Origin of the sequence: Janthinobacterium sp. 344 (assembly GCF_900112025.1) — a bacterium.
In the GTDB taxonomy this organism is placed as follows: domain Bacteria; phylum Pseudomonadota; class Gammaproteobacteria; order Burkholderiales; family Burkholderiaceae_D; genus Janthinobacterium.
Window position 1 is genome coordinate 417311 of sequence record NZ_FOKL01000002.1, and the last position, 18230, is coordinate 435540.

General features: G+C 63.8%; 12 protein-coding genes. 7 read left to right on the top strand and 5 right to left on the bottom strand.

Going from position 1 to position 18230, the window contains the following annotated elements:
* Window positions 1-8: 8 nt before the first annotated feature.
* The 6 genes from BM193_RS08140 (at window position 9) to BM193_RS08165 (ending at window position 7271) form a co-directional block, all read left to right on the top strand.
* Window positions 9-845: a carbohydrate ABC transporter permease gene (locus tag BM193_RS08140; RefSeq protein ID WP_092798564.1), complete on the top strand. Its 837-nt coding sequence runs from the start codon at window positions 9-11 to the stop codon at window positions 843-845.
* Window positions 842-1933: a glycoside hydrolase family 3 N-terminal domain-containing protein gene (locus tag BM193_RS08145; protein ID WP_092798326.1), complete on the top strand. Its 1092-nt coding sequence runs from the start codon at window positions 842-844 to the stop codon at window positions 1931-1933. The genes BM193_RS08140 and BM193_RS08145 overlap by 4 nt, the downstream gene beginning before the upstream one ends.
* Window positions 1934-2005: 72 nt before the next feature.
* On the top strand, window positions 2006-3355 hold the full coding sequence (locus BM193_RS08150) for an MFS transporter (RefSeq protein ID WP_092798563.1): 1350 nt from the start codon (window positions 2006-2008) through the stop codon (window positions 3353-3355).
* 14 nt (window positions 3356-3369) lie between these two features.
* Window positions 3370-4515: an ABC transporter ATP-binding protein gene (locus BM193_RS08155; RefSeq protein WP_092798325.1), complete on the top strand. Its 1146-nt coding sequence runs from the start codon at window positions 3370-3372 to the stop codon at window positions 4513-4515.
* A 159-nt stretch (window positions 4516-4674) separates the two neighbouring features.
* On the top strand, window positions 4675-5994 hold the full coding sequence (locus BM193_RS08160; protein WP_092798324.1) for a tetratricopeptide repeat protein: 1320 nt from the start codon (window positions 4675-4677) through the stop codon (window positions 5992-5994).
* Between the two features lie 80 nt (window positions 5995-6074).
* Window positions 6075-7271 (top strand): DUF5009 domain-containing protein, encoded by a 1197-nt coding sequence (locus tag BM193_RS08165; protein WP_092798323.1) that lies wholly within the window; start codon window positions 6075-6077, stop codon window positions 7269-7271.
* Here BM193_RS08165 and BM193_RS08170 read toward each other — a convergent pair.
* From BM193_RS08170 to BM193_RS08185, 4 genes are all read right to left on the bottom strand, one after another.
* Window positions 7268-8380: an acyltransferase family protein gene (locus tag BM193_RS08170; protein WP_092798322.1), complete on the bottom strand. Its 1113-nt coding sequence runs from the start codon at window positions 8378-8380 to the stop codon at window positions 7268-7270. The genes BM193_RS08165 and BM193_RS08170 overlap by 4 nt on opposite strands.
* Window positions 8377-9684 carry a glycoside hydrolase family 18 protein gene (locus tag BM193_RS08175; protein WP_092798321.1) on the bottom strand — a complete coding sequence of 436 codons (1308 nt, stop codon included), beginning with the start codon at window positions 9682-9684 and terminating at the stop codon, window positions 8377-8379. Before BM193_RS08175 ends, BM193_RS08170 begins: the two co-directional genes overlap by 4 nt.
* A gap of 111 nt (window positions 9685-9795) precedes the next feature.
* The gene (locus BM193_RS08180) at window positions 9796-12516 is read right to left on the bottom strand and encodes a TonB-dependent receptor (RefSeq protein WP_092798320.1); all 2721 of its coding nucleotides are present in this window, start codon (window positions 12514-12516) and stop codon (window positions 9796-9798) included.
* Window positions 12517-12722: 206 nt separating this feature from the next.
* Window positions 12723-15446 (bottom strand): TonB-dependent receptor, encoded by a 2724-nt coding sequence (locus tag BM193_RS08185; RefSeq protein ID WP_092798319.1) that lies wholly within the window; start codon window positions 15444-15446, stop codon window positions 12723-12725.
* Window positions 15447-15835: 389 nt separating this feature from the next.
* Between BM193_RS08185 and BM193_RS08190 the strand changes: the two genes are divergently transcribed.
* Complete coding sequence (locus BM193_RS08190) at window positions 15836-16576, top strand: GntR family transcriptional regulator (protein ID WP_092798318.1); 741 nt, start codon at window positions 15836-15838, stop codon at window positions 16574-16576.
* 194 nt (window positions 16577-16770) lie between these two features.
* Here BM193_RS08190 and BM193_RS08195 read toward each other — a convergent pair whose 3' ends face one another.
* On the bottom strand, window positions 16771-18228 hold the full coding sequence (locus BM193_RS08195; protein WP_092798317.1) for a carbon-nitrogen hydrolase family protein: 1458 nt from the start codon (window positions 18226-18228) through the stop codon (window positions 16771-16773).
* Between the last annotated feature and the right edge of the window lie 2 nt (window positions 18229-18230).

Genomic DNA, 18230 nt, shown 5'->3' on the forward strand with positions numbered 1-18230 from the left:
CAATGACCATGACAACCCGTTCCCGCCCCCTGAAAACGCGCCTGCAGATACTGGGCCACTATGCCGTGCTGTGCGCGATCGCCGTCGTCTGCGTCTTCCCGTTCTGGTGGACCCTGGTGACGGCCATTTCCACGCAAGGCAATATCTTCGCCTTCCCGCCCACCTTCTGGCCGAAGGCGCCGTCCTTCGAGAACTTCATCGAAGTGTTCAATGCGATTCCCATCTGGTCGTTCTTCAAGAACTCCGTGCTGATCGCCGTGTTCACCGTGTTCTGGAAACTGCTGCTGTGCTCACTGGCCGCGTATCCGCTGGCGCGCCTGAAGTTCCGCGGCCGCAAGCTGGTGTTCGGCCTGATCCTCGCCACCCTGGTGCTGCCGTCGGAGGTCAACTTCCTCGTCAACTTCATCACCATCACCCAAATGAGCCTGGTCGACACCTACACGGGCGTGATCCTGCCCAACGTGGTGACGGCCGTGGCCATTTTGCTGCTCAAGCAGGCGTTCGAGGAAGTGCCGCAGGACCTGATCGACGCGGCCAGGGTCGATGGCGCGTCCGAGTGGGTCATCTTCAGCCGCATCATGCTGCCGTTGATCACGCCATGGCTGGCCACCGTCGGCATCCTGACGGCCGTCGAATCGTGGAATGAATACATCTGGCCGTCCATCGTCATGAGCAAGCCCGATGAATTCCCCCTGTCGGTGGGCGTGCTGTATTTGCGCGGCACCTTCGGCAGCAGCACGCGCGTGATCGCCGCCGGCACCCTGATCACCATCGTGCCGACCCTGCTCGCCTTCCTGTTCACCCAGCGCTTCTTCATGCGCGGCATGGACGGCGCCGTCAAATGAGCGCCGCCATCGCCACCGACCTGCGCCTGCTGGCCGGGCAGCTGCTGATGACGGCGGTCCCAGGCACCGAACTCGATACGGCCACGGCGCAATGGCTGCGGCAGAGCGGCATCCGCGCCGTCTGCCTGCGCGCCGACAACATCGCCGACAAGGCACAGCTGCTGCGCCTGACCTGCGCGCTGCAGCGCGAGCTGGGCCCGCAGGCGCTGATCGCCATCGACACGGCCGGCGCGAACGCCACCTACCCGGCCTGGCTGCCCGTGCCGCCGACCGCCGCGGCGCTGTGCGCCGAGGGCGACGCCAGTCTGGCCTATGGCACGGGCGCCTGCGTGGCGCGCGCATTGCGCTCGCTGGGCATCAACTGGCACCTGGCGCCACTGCTGAACCTGGCCCCCGCCGGCGCCACAGCGGCCATGCCGGGCGCCGAACATGCGTTTGGCGGCGATCCCACGCATGCGACGGCGATGGCCATGGCCTGGATCGCCGGCAGCCAGTCCGAAGGCGTGGCCTGCTGCGCCAGGCTGCACATGCCCAGCGCCGCAGCGCCGGCAGCCAGCCTGCCGACGGTGGCCAAGAGCCGGTCGCAGCTGGAAGAATATGATTTCGTGCCGTTCCGCCAGGCCACCGCGCAGGCGGCGTCGATGATGAGCGCGCACGTGCTGTATCCGGCCCTCGATGCCGAGCTGCCCGCCAGCCTGTCGCCGCGCGTGCTGCAGGACCTGGTGCGCGGGCAGTGGCAGTTCGATGGCGTGATCCTCAGCGATGGCCTCGATACGGGCGCCGTGCGCGAACGCCACATGACGGGCGAGATCGCGCTGGGCAGCGTGACGGCCGGCAGCGACATGGCCATGGTGCTCGAGCATCGCGCCGCTGTCGCCGCGCTCGACGCCGTGGCTGGCGCGCTGGCCGCGGGCCGCCTGCCGTTGGAGGCCGCGGGCACGCGCCTGGCGCGCCTGGCCACGCAGGCGCGACGCTATCCGGCCAGGGCGGAGAACCACACGCAGCATTACGTGCAGGAGGCGGCCGACCGCATCATCCTGGCCGAAGGCTGGCGTCGCTGCAGGGCCGCGCTGGCGCGACAGCCATGAAACGAACAAGCGCATGCATAACAGCCGTACCTTCGCCATCGCTGGATGGCGCCATCACCCGAGGAAGTGTTCATGAACGACAAGAGCAGCAATAACAGCAAGAGCGCCCGCAGCCCCATCACCTGGGTGCCCACGCTGTACTTCGCCCAGGGCCTGCCATTTTATGCCGTGGCCCTGGTGGCCGGCCTGATGTTCAAGAGCATGGGCGTGCCGAACGACCAGATCGCCCGCTGGACGGGGCTGATCGGCTTCGCCTGGGTCTTCAAGTCGCTGTGGAGTCCCTTCCTGGAACTGGCATCGAGCAAGAAGACCATGGTGGTGCTGTTCCAGTTCCTCGGTGGCCTGAGCCTGGGCCTGATCGCGCTGGCGCTGCAAACGCCGCTGTGGTTCGCCGCCTGCATCGCCGTGCTGTTTGTCGCCGCGCTGGCATCGTCGACGCACGACATCGTCTGCGACGGCCTGTACATCGCCAGCCTGTCCGACAAGCAGCAGGCGGCCTACGCGGGCTGGCAGGGCGCCTTCTTCAATGCCGGCAAGTTCATCTCGCTCGGCGGCCTGGTGATCCTGGCCGGCTACCTGGAGAAAAAAATCGGCATCCAGCCCGCCTGGTCGGTAATCTTCCTGATCATCGGCGCCATGATGCTGTCGCTGGCCGCGTATCACCTGTGGGCGCTGCCGCAGGTGCGCAACGCGGCCGTGGCCGACAAGAGCGTGGCCGGCATCAGCCGCACCCTGTGGGACGTGCTGGTCGACTTCCTGAAAAAACCGGGCATCTGGGGCATGATCGCCTTCATCATCCTGTTCCGCGCCGGCGAGGCGCAAGTGCAGACCATCGGCCCGCTGTTCCTGCGCGAAGCGCGCGAGCTGGGCGGCCTGGGCCTGTCGACGACGGAAGTGGGCGCCGTGTACGGCACGGCCGGCACCGTCGCGTTCCTGCTGGGCAGCATCGGCGGCGGCTACTTCACTTCCTGGCTGGGCCTGAAGCGCGCCATGTTCTTCCTGATCCTGGCCATGAACTTGCCGAACCTGGTGTTTTATTACCTGAGCCACAGCATGCCGACCGACCTGGCCCTGATCACGGCCGCCCTGAGCGTGGAAATGTTCGGCTATGGCTTCGGTTTCGTCGGCCTGATCCTGTTCATGATGCAGGTGGTCTCGGTGGGCAAATACCAGACGGCCCACTATGCCTTCGCCACGGGCGTGATGCAGCTGGGCTTCGTGCTGTTCAAGATGATCAGCGGCGACATCCAGACGGCGCTCGGCTACAAGAATTTCTTCCTGTGGGTGCTGGTGTCGGCCATCCCCGTGCTGATCCTGTCGCGCTTCATCCGCGTCGGGCCGAAGGAGGATGCCGACCAACCTGACCAGACCAAGGCGCAAGCCGAGGCCGCGTCGCCACAAGCGCCAGCCAGCGCCAGCTAGGATAGAAACACGACATGGCCCATATCGTTTTAAAGAATATCGTCAAGCTGTACGACGACAAGCACCCGGTCATCCACGGCATCGACCTGGATATCCGCGATGGCGAATTCGTCGTCTTCGTCGGGCCGTCCGGCTGCGGCAAATCGACCCTGCTGCGCATGATCGCCGGCCTGGAAGACATCACGGACGGCGAGCTGCACATCGGCGGCCGGCTGGCCAACGACATCGCCCCGGCAGAGCGGGGCCTGGCCATGGTCTTCCAGAGCTACGCCCTGTATCCGCACATGACGGTGTTCGAGAACATGGCCTTCGCCCTCACGCTGGCGGGACACAAGAAGGCCGAGGTGCGCGCCGCCGTCGAACGCGCGGCCGAGATCCTGCAGATCACGCCTTTGCTCAAGCGCAAACCAAAGGACCTGTCGGGCGGCCAGCGCCAGCGCGTGGCCATCGGCCGCGCCATCGTGCGCAAGCCGCAGGTCTTCCTGTTCGACGAACCGCTGTCGAACCTGGACGCCTCGCTGCGCGTGCAGATGCGCGTGGAAATCTCGCGCCTGCACCAGGAACTCAAGACCACCATGATCTACGTCACGCACGACCAGGTCGAGGCGATGACCTTGGGCGAGCGCATCGTGGTGTTTAACGGCGGGCGCATCGAACAGGTGGGCAGTCCGCACGAACTGTATAACCATCCCGGCAACCTGTTCGTGGCCGGCTTCCTGGGCGCGCCGAAGATGAACTTCATCGCCTGCGAGGCCGTCGCCAGCGGCCCAGGCTCGGTGGCCGTGCGCCTGCCCGGCGGCACCGTCATCGACGCCGTGGCCAATGGCGAAACGGTGGCGCCGGGCGACAAGCTGACCCTGGGCGTGCGCGCCGAACATGTCAGCCTGCACGACGCCGCCCGGGCGGGGAACAACGTGGTCGACGCGGCCGTCAGCCATGTCGAATATCTGGGCGACGTGGCCATCGTCTACGCCAGCATGCCTGGCGCGGACGGGATGCTGGCCGAGACGCTGGCCGTCAAGCTGCCGGCCGGCGACGGCTTGCGCCAGGCGGGCGACGCCATGCGCCTGCACTTGCCGCCCGCGCATTGCCTGCTGTTCGATGCGGCGGGCAATGCGCTGCCGCGCACGTTTGGCGCTCCAGCCCAGCCGTTTATGTGACAATAGCCCTTGTTTACCATGCTGCCGCCCTTTGACTTGTGCGGTGTGGATGGCAAAATACGTGTTTTTTCAGATTCCCTGCCCCCCGGCAAGACCGCCGCACCCTGTTGCGGCAAGCAGTGTCGGGGCGTATTTTTGTTATTGATTGAAGGATAACCCATGTCCCAATTCCGTCTTGCACGTCTTAGCCTGCTCCTGGCCGCCATCGGCCTGAACGCCCTGCCTGCCCTGTCGCATGCCCAGGATTCCAAACCGGCAGCTCCGGCTGCCGGTGCGCCTGCCGCTGCCCCGGCCGACACGGTGCGCCCTGAAATCTTCAAGCTGCTCGACCCGGCTGCCGTGAAGGCATCGATGGATGCGAAAAACTATGCCGACGTGCAAAGCCGCATCGACCAGGCGGCCGCGACTCCGGCCCTGACACCCTACGAACTGTTCGTCATCAACCGCCTGCGCGTGGCGCTGGCCTCCACCACCAACAATGCGCCTATGGCCATGACGGCACTGGAAGCGGTGATCGAATCGGGCAAGCTGGACAAAAAATCGCAAGGTGATTTCATCCAGGCACTGGCCAACTACCATTACAACGCCAAGGATTACCCGAACGCCATCAAGTGGTTCACCCGTTATCAGACAGAAACTGGCGACGTGGCCAGCGTGCGCCCGTACATCATCCGCGCCTATTACTTCAGCAATGATTTCGCCCGCGCCAAGCAGGAACTGATGGCCGACCTGACGGCCAAGCAGCAAGCCGGCAAGACGCCGACCATCGAAGAATTGCAATTGCTGGCCAACACCGGCTCGAAAAGCAAGGATCCGGCCACCTACCTGATCGCCATGGAAAACCTGGTGCGCTACTACCCGTCGGACGACTACTGGACTGACTTGCTGGGCCGTTTGCAAGGCAAGGCCGGCTACTCCGACCGCTTCGCGCTGGACGTGCTGCGCCTGCAATTCCTGGCAGTCGGCAGCATGCAGCCGCAGGACTACAGCGACATGGCGGAAATCGCCCTGGTCAATGCCTTCCCGACGGAGGCGAAAAAAGTCCTCGACGCCGGCTATGCCAAGGGCTTGCTGGGCACGGGTGCGAACGCCGCCAAGCACAAGAAATTGCGCGACCAGGCCAACAAGGCTGCCGCCGATGACGTGAAAAACATCGCCGCTGGCGAAGCCTCCGCCATGAAGAGCAAGGATGGCACGGGCTTGATCAACCTGGGCTACGCCTATGTGACCATGGACCAGTTCGACAAAGGTATCGACTTGATCCAGAAAGGCATCGCCAAGGGCGGCCTGAAGCGTCCTGAAGATGCCAAGCTGCGCCTGGGCTACTCCTACGCCATGGCCGGCAAGAAAGACGAAGCCATCAAGGTCCTGGAAACCGTCAAGGGCAACGATGGCGTGAGCGACCTGGCACGCTACTGGATCCTGTGGCTGAACCGTCCAGCCACGGCAGCGGCGGCGCCGGCAGCAGCGGCACAGTAATCCTTGCCTAGGTCTTTCCTGCAAGAGCGGTTCCCGGTCAACGCCGGGGCCGCTTTTTTTTCGACGTTCTCCTGCCATCCATGCCGCCAGCCACCACCGCCACCACCACCGAACGCCTGATCAGCCTGGACGCCTTCCGCGGCTGCGTGATCATCGCCATGATCTGGGTCAACTACCTGGCCGGCATGCCCGGCATTGCCTGGTGGCTTGAACATGCGGGGCCCCGCGCCGATGGCATCACCGTGCCGGACCTGGTCTTTCCCGGCTTCCTGTTCATGGTCGGCATGGCGATCCCGCTGTCCATGCAGCGCCATTGCGGCCAGGTCACGCCGGCCTTGCTGGCGCGGCTGCTGTGGCGCTCCGCCAGCCTGATGCTCGCTGGCGTGGTGCTGGCCAACGCCTACCGCTACGATGCGCAAGCGGCGCTGCTGCCGCAGGCCATGTATTTCCTGCTGTTTTACGTGGCCATGATCCTGCTGTGGCGACAGGGCGCGGGCAGGTTTGAACTGGCGGCGGGCGCCATCCTGATGCTCTTTTTGCTGGCGACCTTCCGCGGCACGCTCGACAGCGAATTTTCCAGCACCTGGCTGCAACCGTCCTGGTGGGGCATCCTGGGCATGATCGGCTGGGCCTATCTGCTGTGCAGCCTGCTGTACCTGGCCTGCCACGGCAGCAGCACCGCGCTGATGGGCGTGCTGGCCCTGCTGATCGTGCTGTACATGGGGGGCACGGCGGGTAGCCTGGACTTCCTGCCGGCAGGCATCAACGCCATCGTCAATGTGCCGCAAGTGCTGGGCTCGACGTCGGCCAACGTGCTGGCCGGCACCCTGGTGGGCCAGCTGTTCCTGCGCGGCACCACCTTCACGCCGAGCCACAGGATACGTTTCATGGCGTGGTTCGCGCTGGGATTGTTTGTCGCCGGCATGCTGCTGCGGCCGTATCACCACATCAACAAGATCGCGGCGACGGAGTCCTACACCCTCGTGTGCAGCGCCATCATCCTGGCCCTGTTCCTGGTGTTTTATGTCGTCATCGATGTCTGGCGCTGGCGCGCCTGGGCGGTGCTGCTGCTGCCGGCCGGCACCAATGCCCTGTTCGCCTACATCGTGCCCGACCTGTGGCAGCAACTGGCGGCCGTGCTGCACCTGCCGCGCTTCTGGTGGCCGTATTGGGAAACGGGCGGCGCGGCCGGCCTGTGGAACGCCGCCGCCGTCACCGCCCTGATGCTGCTGTTCACGGCACTGGCCACGCGGCATGGCCTGAAGTTGAAATTCTAGACCTTGATATAGAGCTTGCGCTTGTCCATGGCATACGCGATCAGCCAGCACAGCAGCATGAAGCTGACGGCAAACAGCAGCGAGCCCACCCGCGCTGGCGCCCAGCCGGTAAACCACTGCGTGTACAGCCACTGGTACAGATTGCCGCCGCCGGTGCGCACGGTAAACGCAATGATCACCAGCACTTCCGATACCAGGTAGATAAACAGGGTATTCTTGCCGAAGACTTCAAAGAAGTAAGTCCAGCCCGTCATGTGACGCACGTCGATGATGAACATCAGCGTAGCCAGCAGCAGCAAGTCCAGGCCGATGCCCAGCATCACATAGGAGCTGGTCCACAGCTTCTTGTTGATCGGAAAAACTTCGTTCCAGCACAGGGCCACGGCCACGCAGAGGGCGCCGGCCACGGCCAGCTGAACCAGGCGGGCACGCAGTTGCGCCGGCGCTGTCTGGCGCAGCAGGCTGCCCGCCAGATAGCCGGCGATGACGTTGACGATGGCCGGCAAGGTGCCAAGGATGCCTTCCGGATCGAAGGCGATGCCTTCGCCATGGTACAGGTGGCTGTCGCCCAGCAGCAGCAAGTCCAGCTTGGCGGGCGCATTGCCGTGCAGGCTGTAGTCGCCCCACAGGGACAGGATGGCCCAGTAGCCCAGCAGGGCAACGGCACTGAAGGCCAGCGCGCCGCGCGTCTTCCCGTAATGCAGGATCAGCGCGGCGGCCAGGTAGCACAGGGCAATGCGCTGCAGCACGCCGGGAATGCGCGTGAGCGACCACGGCGACCAGGCGAACTGGCCTGCGTCATCGAGCTTGAAGAAGGGGAACCAGTACAACAGGAAGCCGAGTAAAAAGATCAGCGCGCTGCGCTTGCACAGTTTGGCCAGCACGGCGCCATGGCCCAGATGCTCATACTTCCCCAGCGCAAACGCCATGGCATTGCCGACGACAAACAAAAAGCTGGGAAACACCAGATCGGTCAAGGTAAAGCCATGCCATTCGGCATGCAAAAACGGCGCATACACGGCCCCCCAATCACCCGGCGTATTGACGACGATCATCAGGGCCACGGTCAGGCCGCGCAAGACGTCGAGGGCAAGATAGCGCTGGCTCATGGCTTGCCCTGCGACAGGACAGGCGCCAGTGCCGTGCCCAGCACATGCTGCGCATCGCCGCTCAATTCCCAGAACATGCCGCCACGCAGGCCCTTGTCGCGGATATAGCGCACTTTACCCGCCACCGATTGCGCATCCTCATAACTGATGAAGACGCCACTGTCGCGGTTATACAGATACGGCACTTGCGACGCGCTATTCCAGTAGCGCTGGAAACCGCGCGCGCCCTGGCCGTCCACCAGGTAGCCCTGCTCGACCAGGTGGCGATACGTAAAGGTGGGCGAACCGTCATTGCCGCTGGCCGCGCCCTGGCATGCCTGGTACAGGCCATCGCCGCGCGGGCCGGCGGCGCACTGTTTCCAGCCATAGCCATAAAAGGGCACACCCAGCACCAGCTTGTCCGCCGGCACGCCGGCGCGCAGGAAGCGCGTCACGGTGGCGTCCGCATGCAGATGTTTCCCGCCCTGCGGATCGTGCTGGTCGGCATACAGGGGGGCCAATTGGCCATTCTCGGCATCCCATACGCCACGGTAGTCATAGGTCATCAGATTGATCCAGTCCAGTTGCGCCGCCAGGCGCGCCATCCAGCCCGGCGCTGCATCGCTGTCGTCGGTCAGGCTGGCGTGGGCGCCCGCGGCGATGGTGATCAGGTAATGGCGACCTGCGGCCTGTTTGCCTGCGTGCTCGAAGGCGCTGCGCAATTCGGCGGCCAGCCGCACGTAGTTTTCCTTGTCGTCGCTGCGGTGGCAGACCTTGCCCTCGATGCAGGGGATGCCGCCCGTGGCAGGATGTTCCCAGTCGATATCGACGCCGTCGAGGCCGTGCCGGCGCACCAGTTCCAGCGCCGAGGCGATAAAGGCCTGGCGCGCGGCTGGCGTGGCGGCCACGTCCGAAAAGCGGTTCGACCAGATCCAGCCGCCCACCGACAGCAGGACGCGCAAGCGGGGATGCTGCCGCTTGAGTGCGATGAGCTTGCGCAAGTTTTCCGCATCGGCCCGGGGTGCCGGCAAGACGATGCTGCCATTCGCGGGCCGCGACGGCTGGCCCTGCGCATCCAGGCAGGCACTCACGCCGCCGCCATCGGGCGCGGGATTGCCATGTTCGCCATCCCAGCAGATATCGGCAAACGCATACTGGATCAGGCTGACGTTGCCCGCGCGAATATTGGTCTCGGTGACAGGGAAGTCGGCCGATTTCCAGCCGGGATAATAGGCCACCACTTCCGGCGCGGGGGCCGGCGCGGCGGCAGCGGCAAGCGCAGCCAAGGGCAGCGCGCAGGCAACAAACAGGGCGTGTAATTTCATGATGTGAATCTCGCTACAAAAAAAGAAACAAATAAACCGGCGCGCACGGCGCCGGTCAGGCAGGACACCGCCCCGGCAGGCAAGCGCCGGAGCAAGCTTGCGCCACGGGTCTTACAGCTTGGCGCGCAAGCCAAAGTAATACTGGCGGCCATTCGCATACAGCGCCGTCGGCTGGTCCTGGTTGGCGCCGTAATACTTGAGCACCGGGTTGTTCAGGTTCAGCACGTCGAAGGTCAGCGAGTAACGCTCGTTGATCTTGTAGTTGAGCGACGCGGCCAGGTTGCCCACGCCATGCACATACTGGGGCGAGCTGCTGAACAGGCCGGCCAGGAAACTGGAGCGGTAGGTATAGGCCAGGCGTGCGCTCAGGCGTTCATCTTCGTAATAGCCTTCCAGGTTATAAGTGCCGCGCGAGCTGCCCACCACGGCGGCGCCATCATCCGCCTTGCCATCCGTATAGGTGTAGTTGCCCACCACGCCGAAGCCGCCCCACAAGCCCTGCTGATAGCTGAGTTCCACACCCTTGTTGCTGGCGCCGATATTCGTCGGCGACTGGATCACATAGGTGTTGAATTTCTTGAAGGTATTATTGTAGTAGGTCACGGGCGCCGTGCCGAACGTCACGTACGATGCCATGTCCATATAAAAGGCGCCCACCGACAGCATGGCCTTCGGCGCGAAATACCACTCCAGCGTGGCATCGTAGTTGGTCGAGCGGATCGGTTTCAAGTCCGGATTGCCGCCCGTGCCCGTCAGCAGCTGGTCGTTCAGGTTGACGGCGCCCACCAGCGCGCTGTAGTCGGCGCGCGCCATGGTTTTCGCCACCGCCGCGCGGGCCACCAGGTCCTTGCTCAAGTCAAACTTGATGTTTGCGCTCGGTAACACGTCCGTGTAGCTGTGCTTGACGATGGTGGGGGTATAGGTGCCAAAGATGTTTTCCTGGCCGATCGGGTTCTCGCCGCCCGGCACGTTCGTCACCGTCGTCTGCTGCGTGCGCACCACGCGCACGCCCACATTGCCGCGCCACTTGTTGCCAGCCAGGTTGGCCATGATATACGCGGCGCTATCCTTTTCCTTCACGTCCAGCTCGGCCGGCCAGTTGCGCGAGTTCGGGCCGCCCGAATTGTCGTACTTGTTCGCCCACGCCACCAGGTCGGCCGGATCGAGCTGCCAGTAGCGGCCTTGCGCGTTGCCGCCCAGTCCCTTGCCATAGTCGCCGGGATACGTGCCGCCATTCCACTTCGGCAAGGGCGCGTTCGTCGTGCCGTCGCATACGGCGCAGCTGCGGTTTTCCGGCCACGCCACATTACGGTGGTGTTCCGCATAGCGGGCGCCGAACTTCAGCGATTCCAGCACGCCATAATCCATGCTCAACTCGCCATCGGCCTGGCCGTATTTTTCCGTGTCCAGGGTTTCCACGTGGGAACCCCAGGCCGACGCCGTCACCACGTTGGTAAATTTGGAGATGTCGAGGCCAGGGAAATTCAGCCTGGCCGGCGACAGGCCGTTCAGCTGGTACGACACGCCCACGCTCGTCAAGCCCGCCTCATAGCCGAGGTCGACGGGTGTTTCGCCGATGCCGCGCGTGTAGCCCAGGCTGCCCGTGATGCGCAGGCGCTCGCTGGCGCGGTAGCTGCCGTTGACGTCGATGTAGGCCGTCGACGAGTTCGAGCCGGGGCGGTAGATCTGGTCGACCAGGGCCGGATACAGCTGGCCGTTGTAGGGCGTGGTGGCATTGGCTGCAGGAAATTGCGACGCGGGAAAATCGGCCGCCACCAGGGTATTGTTCTTGACGGTGAACGTGGCCGGAATGACGCCCACATGCTTGCCGTCATTGTCGACGGCGTTCAGGTTGGCGCCGGGCTGGTTATAAAAGCTGCGGTTGTAATTGGCTGCGTCCAGCTTGGAATAGAAGCCGTTGACGTCGAGCATCAAATCAGACGTCGGCTTGAATTGCAGGTCGACGCTGCCGCCCTGGCGCTTGCGCACCTGTTCGAACAGGGCCGAGTTGATGCCCAGCGGCGCCAGCACGCCGGCCAGTTCCGGATGCTGTTGCGCGGCCGGGCTATTGGCGTCGATGGCACCGTAGCCGAAGAATTCCTGGCCGTCGCGGCGCTCGTGGCGCTTCTCGGAAAACACCTGGAACAGCACGCCCATGGTCTTCGCCTCGTTCTTCCAGTTGAACAGGGCATTCATTTGCGGGTCCGTCTTGCCCGGCAAGTCCGCGTAGATGGCTTGCACGGCCAGTTCGGCCGTGAACGGCTGCTTGAAACTGAGCGGCTTGCGCGTCTCGATATTGATGGAGCCTGCCACGCCGCCCTCCACCAGGTCGGCCTGGGCGCTCTTTTGCACCGTGACCCGGCTGACGATTTCCGACGGCAGCAGGGCGAAGCTGACGCTGCGTCCCACGGTGCCCACCTGGTCGGTGACGAACCAGTCGCCCGTGCCGACGGCGTGGCCGTTGATCAGGGTTTGCGTCAGGCTGGGGCTGGTGCCACGGATGCTGACGCGGTCGTTTTCGGAAAAGCCGCCCTCGCCGCCAGCCGACGAGGAGATATTTACGCCCGGCACGCGCTGCACGGCGTCGGCCACGTTCTTGTCGGGCAGCTTGCCGATGTCTTCGGCGCTGACGACGTCGATCACGGAATCGCTGTTGCGCTTCTGGCTCAGCGACTGCTCCAGCGAGGCGCGGATGCCGGTGACGACCACTTCGGCCATGGGTTCGGCGGGTTTTTCCGCGGCCACGGGCTGCGCCTGCACCGGCAGGCTCAGCACGAGCGTGGCGCACGCCCAGGCGATGGGCGTAAGGACGGTACTCAATGATCGTTGCATGTTATCTCCTGAAATCCGGCTGCCCTGGACAGTCCGGCCTGACGTTAGTAAGGATGATGCACCCGCTGCCGGCAGGAACCATGAACGGCGACGAAGCGCACGATACGGTGGAAATACGGATAAAAAAATGGCGGAGCCAACAGCGCTCCGCCATGTGTCATGCCATCCCGGGTGTCCGCCGGGAGGCATCAACTGAGTCAAACGTCTTACATCTTGCCTTGCAGTGCCAGGTAGATCTGACGGCCATTCTTGTAGAACGCGCCTGGCATGTCGTCCGCACCGGCGGTCTTGATGATCGAACGCGACAGCGGATTGTTCAGGTCCTTGCCGTCCAGGGTGATGGCCAGGTTTTCCGTCAGCTGGTAGGCGATCGATGCCGACAGGCTGCCGATGCCAGCCTGGTAGGCGGCGCTGCGGCGCGAGGTGCCGTTCAGGAATTCCGAACGGTAGCTATACGTCAGGCGTGCGCTGAACTTGGCGTTCTCAAAGAAGGCGCCCAGGTTGTACGCGCTCTTCGAGGTGCCGATCATGGTGCACTCGCCGCTATCGCCGCATGGCGAACCCTTGACGTTGCCCGTTTCCTTGCCATCGGTATAGGTGTAGTTGGCATTCACACCGAAGCCTGCCGGCAATGCTTGCACGTAGGCCAGCTCCAGACCCTTGACTTCCGCCGTGGTGTTGGTTGGCGTGCCCACTTCATACTGCGTGAACTTGTTCTGCAACTGGTTGTAGAACGTCGTCACGCCCTTGCCGTAGGTCACATAACCATCCAGCGAGGAGTAGAAAATGCCAGCCGAAACCATCGACTTCGGCGCGAAGTACCATTCCACGCCCACGTCGGCGTTGTTCGAACGGATAGGACGCAGGTTAGGATTGCCGGCGTTGCCGTCCAGCTGGTTGTCGCGCAGATCCAGCCCAGCCATCATGCCCAGTTCAGGACGGGCCATGGTGCGGCTGATGCCGAAACGGCCGATGATGTCCTTCGTCACGTCCAGGCGGAAGTTGGCGCTAGGCAGGAAATCATTGTACGTGTTGGTGTAGTTCTTGATTTCGTACTGGGCGGCCGGGTTCAGCTCGTAGCGGTTGACGTCTTCCTTGGTGTGCACGTAGCGCACGCCGAAGTTACCCGACAAGCCTTCGGTGCTGAAGTTCGCCATCGCGTACACCGACTGGGTCGGCTCCTTGATGTTGAACTCGGACTGGCGCAGGTTGCCTTCGTACGTGGCGTTCTCCTTGAGCCACTTGTTGACGCTCGCTTGCGAGAACGTCCAGTAACCGGCGCCATTCACGCCCAGATCGTTGAAGTTGCTTGGGAACGAAGTCAGGCCGTTCATCGGCAGGTTGGCGGTGACACCCAGCGATGGCTTGGCGACGATGCCGATGGCGGTCAGGTCACGCTTGTGTTCCGCCACGCGGGCGCCAAATTCCACCGACGAGATCGCTGGCAGATCCAGTTTCAGGATACCGTCGATCTGGCCATAGGTTTCCTTGTCGTTCGCGGTAACGTGCGAGCCATAGGTGTAAGGCGTTGCCTGACGGCCACCGATCGAGAACTTGTCGGCGCCCGGCGTATCGTAGATCACGCCATGGCTGGCGCCGTTCTGGGTATAGCCGCCGCCCGTCCAAGGCATCCAAACGCCCAGCGCGCCACTTTCCGTATTGCCGACGCCCTTGGTCGTGCCGACCTTGCCCGAGAAGGTCAGGCGGTCATTGACGCGGTACTTGGCATCGACGTTGAAGAAGTCGGACTTGCTTTCCGCCACGGGACGGCTGAACTCTTCCTGCACGGCGCTGGAGTAGCCGGCGCAGATGGCGCCGCAGTTGGCAGGCACGGTGGTGTGCAGGCCGGTCACGATGCCGCCTTTATAGGTACCGGTAATATTGCCGACCGGATAACCACCCTTGCTGCCTGTTTCCAGGCCGACGGTCTGGATGAAGTTATGGTTGATGTTCGGTGCATCAAGTTCCGAGTGGAACAGGCTAAAGTCCAGCGTCAGCGCGCTGCTCGGCTTGATCTGCACGTCGATCAGGCCGCCCTTGCGCGTACGTTCCTGTTCGAACCACGCGGTGCCGCCCATGTAGTTGACGCGGCCGCCAGCCGAACCAGGCAAGGCGCCAGCGACTGCCGAATCCGCAGCAACGGCGTCATACCAGACGCCATTTTCCTGGCCGACGCGGCTCAGCTTGCGCTTCTGATAGAAGCCCTGCAGCATCACGCCCATGGTGCTGGTGTCGTTCTTCCAGTTGATCATGCCGCTGACTTGCGGATCTTTCTTGCCCGAGTTGGACGAGTACACGGCGCCCAGGCTGACCTGACCCGTAATTTGTTTCTTGAAGTCCAGCGGTTTGCGCGATTCGATATCGATCACGCCCTGCGCGCCGCCTTCCAGCAGATTTGCTTGCGAACCCTTGTGCACGGTGACACGGCCGATCAGTTCGGATGGGAACAGCGAGAAGCTGACGCTGCGGCCGCCGCCGATGATATTGTCGGCAAACCAGTCGCCACTGCTGACCGAGTGGCCATTGAAAGTGGTCAGGGTCAGGCCGAACGGTGTGCCGCGCAGTGCCACGCGGTCATTCTCGCCAAAGCTGCCTTCGTTGCCGCCGGCGGCAGCGACGCTGACGCCTGGCACGCGTTGCAGGGAGTCGGCGATGTTTTTGTCCGGCATCTTGCCCACGTCTTCCGCCGTGATCACTTCGACCAGGCTGTCGGAATTGCGTTTTTGGTTCAAGGATTGTTGCAGCGATGCGCGAATACCCGTCACGACGACGGTCTGGCTGTCATCAGCATCAGCCGTTGCAGCCGGCTTTGCTGCCACGGCGTCCTGCGCATGCGCCGAGAAACTCGCGCCTGCCATCAACATAGCCACAGCAGCGGCGATCGGCGTCAAATTGCGTGCTGTAGAGCTAGCTGTCAAATTGCGTTTCATGTACTCCCCCTTGATTTAGGCCCCAGGATTGGAACCTTTTCATTTTTAATGTAGGTCTTCTTTCCAGCCCACCCGCTCGCGCCGGCATGCTGCAGACCCTTCGGTACAACCACTTACAAAACCAATTCAACGCCAATATACTACTATCCAATACCAGAACACTACCAGTTGCAACTTTTTTTTTATAACGTTGTTTGAATCACACAGACCACTTCACTTGAATCAATCTGTAGCCCGTATGACAGGACCAAATACCGGCGAGACAAATGAGAAATTGTTGGCCTGATAATTCAAATTGGTTTTATGACGGTCTTTTTTGGTATTATCCAGCGACACAAAACAGATACAGAGCGCGTCTGCAACGCGCCGTCACGGAGACCCTCAAGCGTATGACCACCCTGGCTCACATCATGCAAGGCCTGGGGCAGACGAGTAGCCTGCCCCTGTACCAGCAACTGCAGCGCGCCCTGCGCGAAGCGATCGACAAACGCATCCTCGGCCCTGACGAAGCGCTGCCGGCCGAACGCCAGCTGGCCAGCGACCTCGCCGTCTCGCGCATCACCGTGCGCAAGGCCATCGACGGCCTGGTCAACGAAGGCTTGCTGGTGCGGCGTCCCGGTTCGGGCAATTTCATCAATACGCGCATCGAAAAGAACTTCGCCAAACTGACCTCGTTTTCCGAGGACATGCGGGCGCGCGGACGCACGCCGCGCAGCGTCTGGCTCAAGCGCTCCGAGGGAACTGTCACGCCGGAAGAAGCCTTGCGCCTGCGGCTGTCGCCGGGCGCCCCCGTCTACCGCTTCCACCGCATCCGCTATGCGGACGAGGTGCCGATGTGCCTGGAATACGCCACCATCGTGGCCAGCTGCCTGCCGGCACTCGATGCCGTCGACATCTCCATGTACGACGCGCTGGAACAGGCGGGCAACCGCCCCGTGCGGGCATTGCAGCGCCTGAGCGCGCTGTTGCTGACGGGGGAGCAGGCCAGTTTGCTGCAGGCGGAGGAAGGCGATGCGGGCCTGTCGGTGGAGCGGCTGGGTTTTTTGCGCGATGGACGGGCCGTGGAATTTTGCCGCTCTTACTTCCGCGGCGATATGTATGACTTCGTGGCCGAATTAAGTACCAATTAATACCAGTTTCACGCTTTTCTCAATACCAGAGAAAACCACTTATTGCAGTGCAATATATATTCCGGCATTGCGCCTATATATATGCGGCAGCCGTGTCATCATCATGGGCGATTATGTGCCTGCCCCGCTATTAATATGAAAAGGCGCGGCGCGGCGGTGTGTTTGCGCATTGCAGCAAAATGAAGGAGGTCCTGTCAGGCAGCGGGCACGGCGCGACGCCCCATGCCCAGGAAAAGCAGCGCCAGCGCCACGCAGAGCCAGCCGAACAGCGGTCCCAGCCAACCGGCCCAGGTCGCCACAGGCAGCGCCGCCGGCAACGGCGCCAGCAAAGTGCTGCCCGGCATGGCGCTGCTGGCCTGCTCCGCCAGCACCCGCCCATGCGCGTCGCTGACCGTCAGCCGGCCTTCACGCGCGGCGCGCAGCACCGCATAACCGTTTTCCACGCCGCGCACCACGGTCATGCGCGCGCCCATCCAGCCATCGAGCTGGAAATCCCAGGCCGGCACCAGCATCACGCGCGCCCCGGCCGCGCCATACGCCTGCCCCAGCGGCGCAAAATGCATGTCCTTGCAGATGGCCAGGCCCATGGCCAGCCCCGCCACCGGCTGCACGGCATACGCGCTACCGGCAAGAAAATCGCGCTCGGGCGGCGCCAAATGATGTTTTTGATAGCTGGTGGGCGCGGCGCCATCGGGCGCGAACAGCCAGGCCAGGTTGCGCCGCCCGGCCGCCTCCTCCACGCCGATGCCGAGAATGATCCACACCCCCGCGTGCCGCGCCAGCGCCTGGAAGCGCTGCCGCACGGCATCGGCCTGCGCTGGAGCGAGCACGGCGATCTTTTCCGGCAGCAGCACCAGCCGGGCGCCCTGCCCGGCCAGCTGCGCCACGTGGCGCGCGTACTGGTCCCAGACGGCTTGCGCACGCGCCGGCGGCGTGGCCGGGCCGATGAAATCGTCGATGACCGCCAGTCCCGCCAGCGGCCCCGCCGGCGCCGGCGCCGCGTGCGTGCGCCAGCCGCCGCCCGCGAACGCGGCCACGAGCACCACGCCAGTGGCGCCCGCCGCCGGCGCATATGCGCGGCCACCGGCCAGCAGCAGGGCCAGCGCGGACGGCGCCAGGCACAGCAAGAACAGCAGGCCCGGCACGCCGGCCAGCGCGGCCACCTGCAGCACAGCAAGATTATCGGCTTGCGAATACGCCAGGCTGCCCCAGTTCCCATCGGGAAGCAAGGCCGCCATCACGGTATCGATGGCCACCCACAGCACGGGATAGGCCAGCACCGTCCAGCCTGCCCGGTAGCGCAGCACGAGGCGCCGCGTGGCCAGCACCACCAGCAGCCACAGCAATGCCTTGACGGCGATCACGGCCAGCACGGCCGGCATGGGCATCAGCAGGCGAAAATAGCTGAAGTTCGACGACAGGCCCAGTACCGAGGCCAGCAAGGTCATCCAGGCCGCATCGCGGCGCGACGAGCGCAAGGCCAGCCACAGCACGGGCAGCGGCGCCAGCCAGGCCAGCCAGCCGACGGGCTGCGGTCCCAGCACCCAGTACAGGGGCAGGCCCGCCGCCAGCGCGGCGGCCAGTTGCGCCAGGCGCGCACGCAGCACGCCACTGCCGGCAAACAAGGGGGGCGCGGACAGGATATTGAGCATGT

What these genes read in the sequence shown, in the direction of transcription:
- BM193_RS08190 (WP_092798318.1), top strand. Translation starts at nt 15,836, where the DNA reads ATGACCACCCTGGCTCACATCATGCAAGGCCTGGGGCAGACGAGTAGC.
- BM193_RS08160 (WP_092798324.1), top strand. Translation starts at nt 4,675, where the DNA reads ATGTCCCAATTCCGTCTTGCACGTCTTAGCCTGCTCCTGGCCGCCATC.
- BM193_RS08155 (WP_092798325.1), top strand. Translation starts at nt 3,370, where the DNA reads ATGGCCCATATCGTTTTAAAGAATATCGTCAAGCTGTACGACGACAAG.
- BM193_RS08195 (WP_092798317.1), bottom strand. Translation starts at nt 18,228, where the DNA reads ATGCTCAATATCCTGTCCGCGCCCCCCTTGTTTGCCGGCAGTGGCGTG.
- BM193_RS08175 (WP_092798321.1), bottom strand. Translation starts at nt 9,684, where the DNA reads ATGAAATTACACGCCCTGTTTGTTGCCTGCGCGCTGCCCTTGGCTGCG.
- BM193_RS08165 (WP_092798323.1), top strand. Translation starts at nt 6,075, where the DNA reads ATGCCGCCAGCCACCACCGCCACCACCACCGAACGCCTGATCAGCCTG.
- BM193_RS08145 (WP_092798326.1), top strand. Translation starts at nt 842, where the DNA reads ATGAGCGCCGCCATCGCCACCGACCTGCGCCTGCTGGCCGGGCAGCTG.
- BM193_RS08180 (WP_092798320.1), bottom strand. Translation starts at nt 12,516, where the DNA reads ATGCAACGATCATTGAGTACCGTCCTTACGCCCATCGCCTGGGCGTGC.
- BM193_RS08170 (WP_092798322.1), bottom strand. Translation starts at nt 8,380, where the DNA reads ATGAGCCAGCGCTATCTTGCCCTCGACGTCTTGCGCGGCCTGACCGTG.
- BM193_RS08150 (WP_092798563.1), top strand. Translation starts at nt 2,006, where the DNA reads ATGAACGACAAGAGCAGCAATAACAGCAAGAGCGCCCGCAGCCCCATC.
- BM193_RS08185 (WP_092798319.1), bottom strand. Translation starts at nt 15,446, where the DNA reads ATGAAACGCAATTTGACAGCTAGCTCTACAGCACGCAATTTGACGCCG.
- BM193_RS08140 (WP_092798564.1), top strand. Translation starts at nt 9, where the DNA reads ATGACAACCCGTTCCCGCCCCCTGAAAACGCGCCTGCAGATACTGGGC.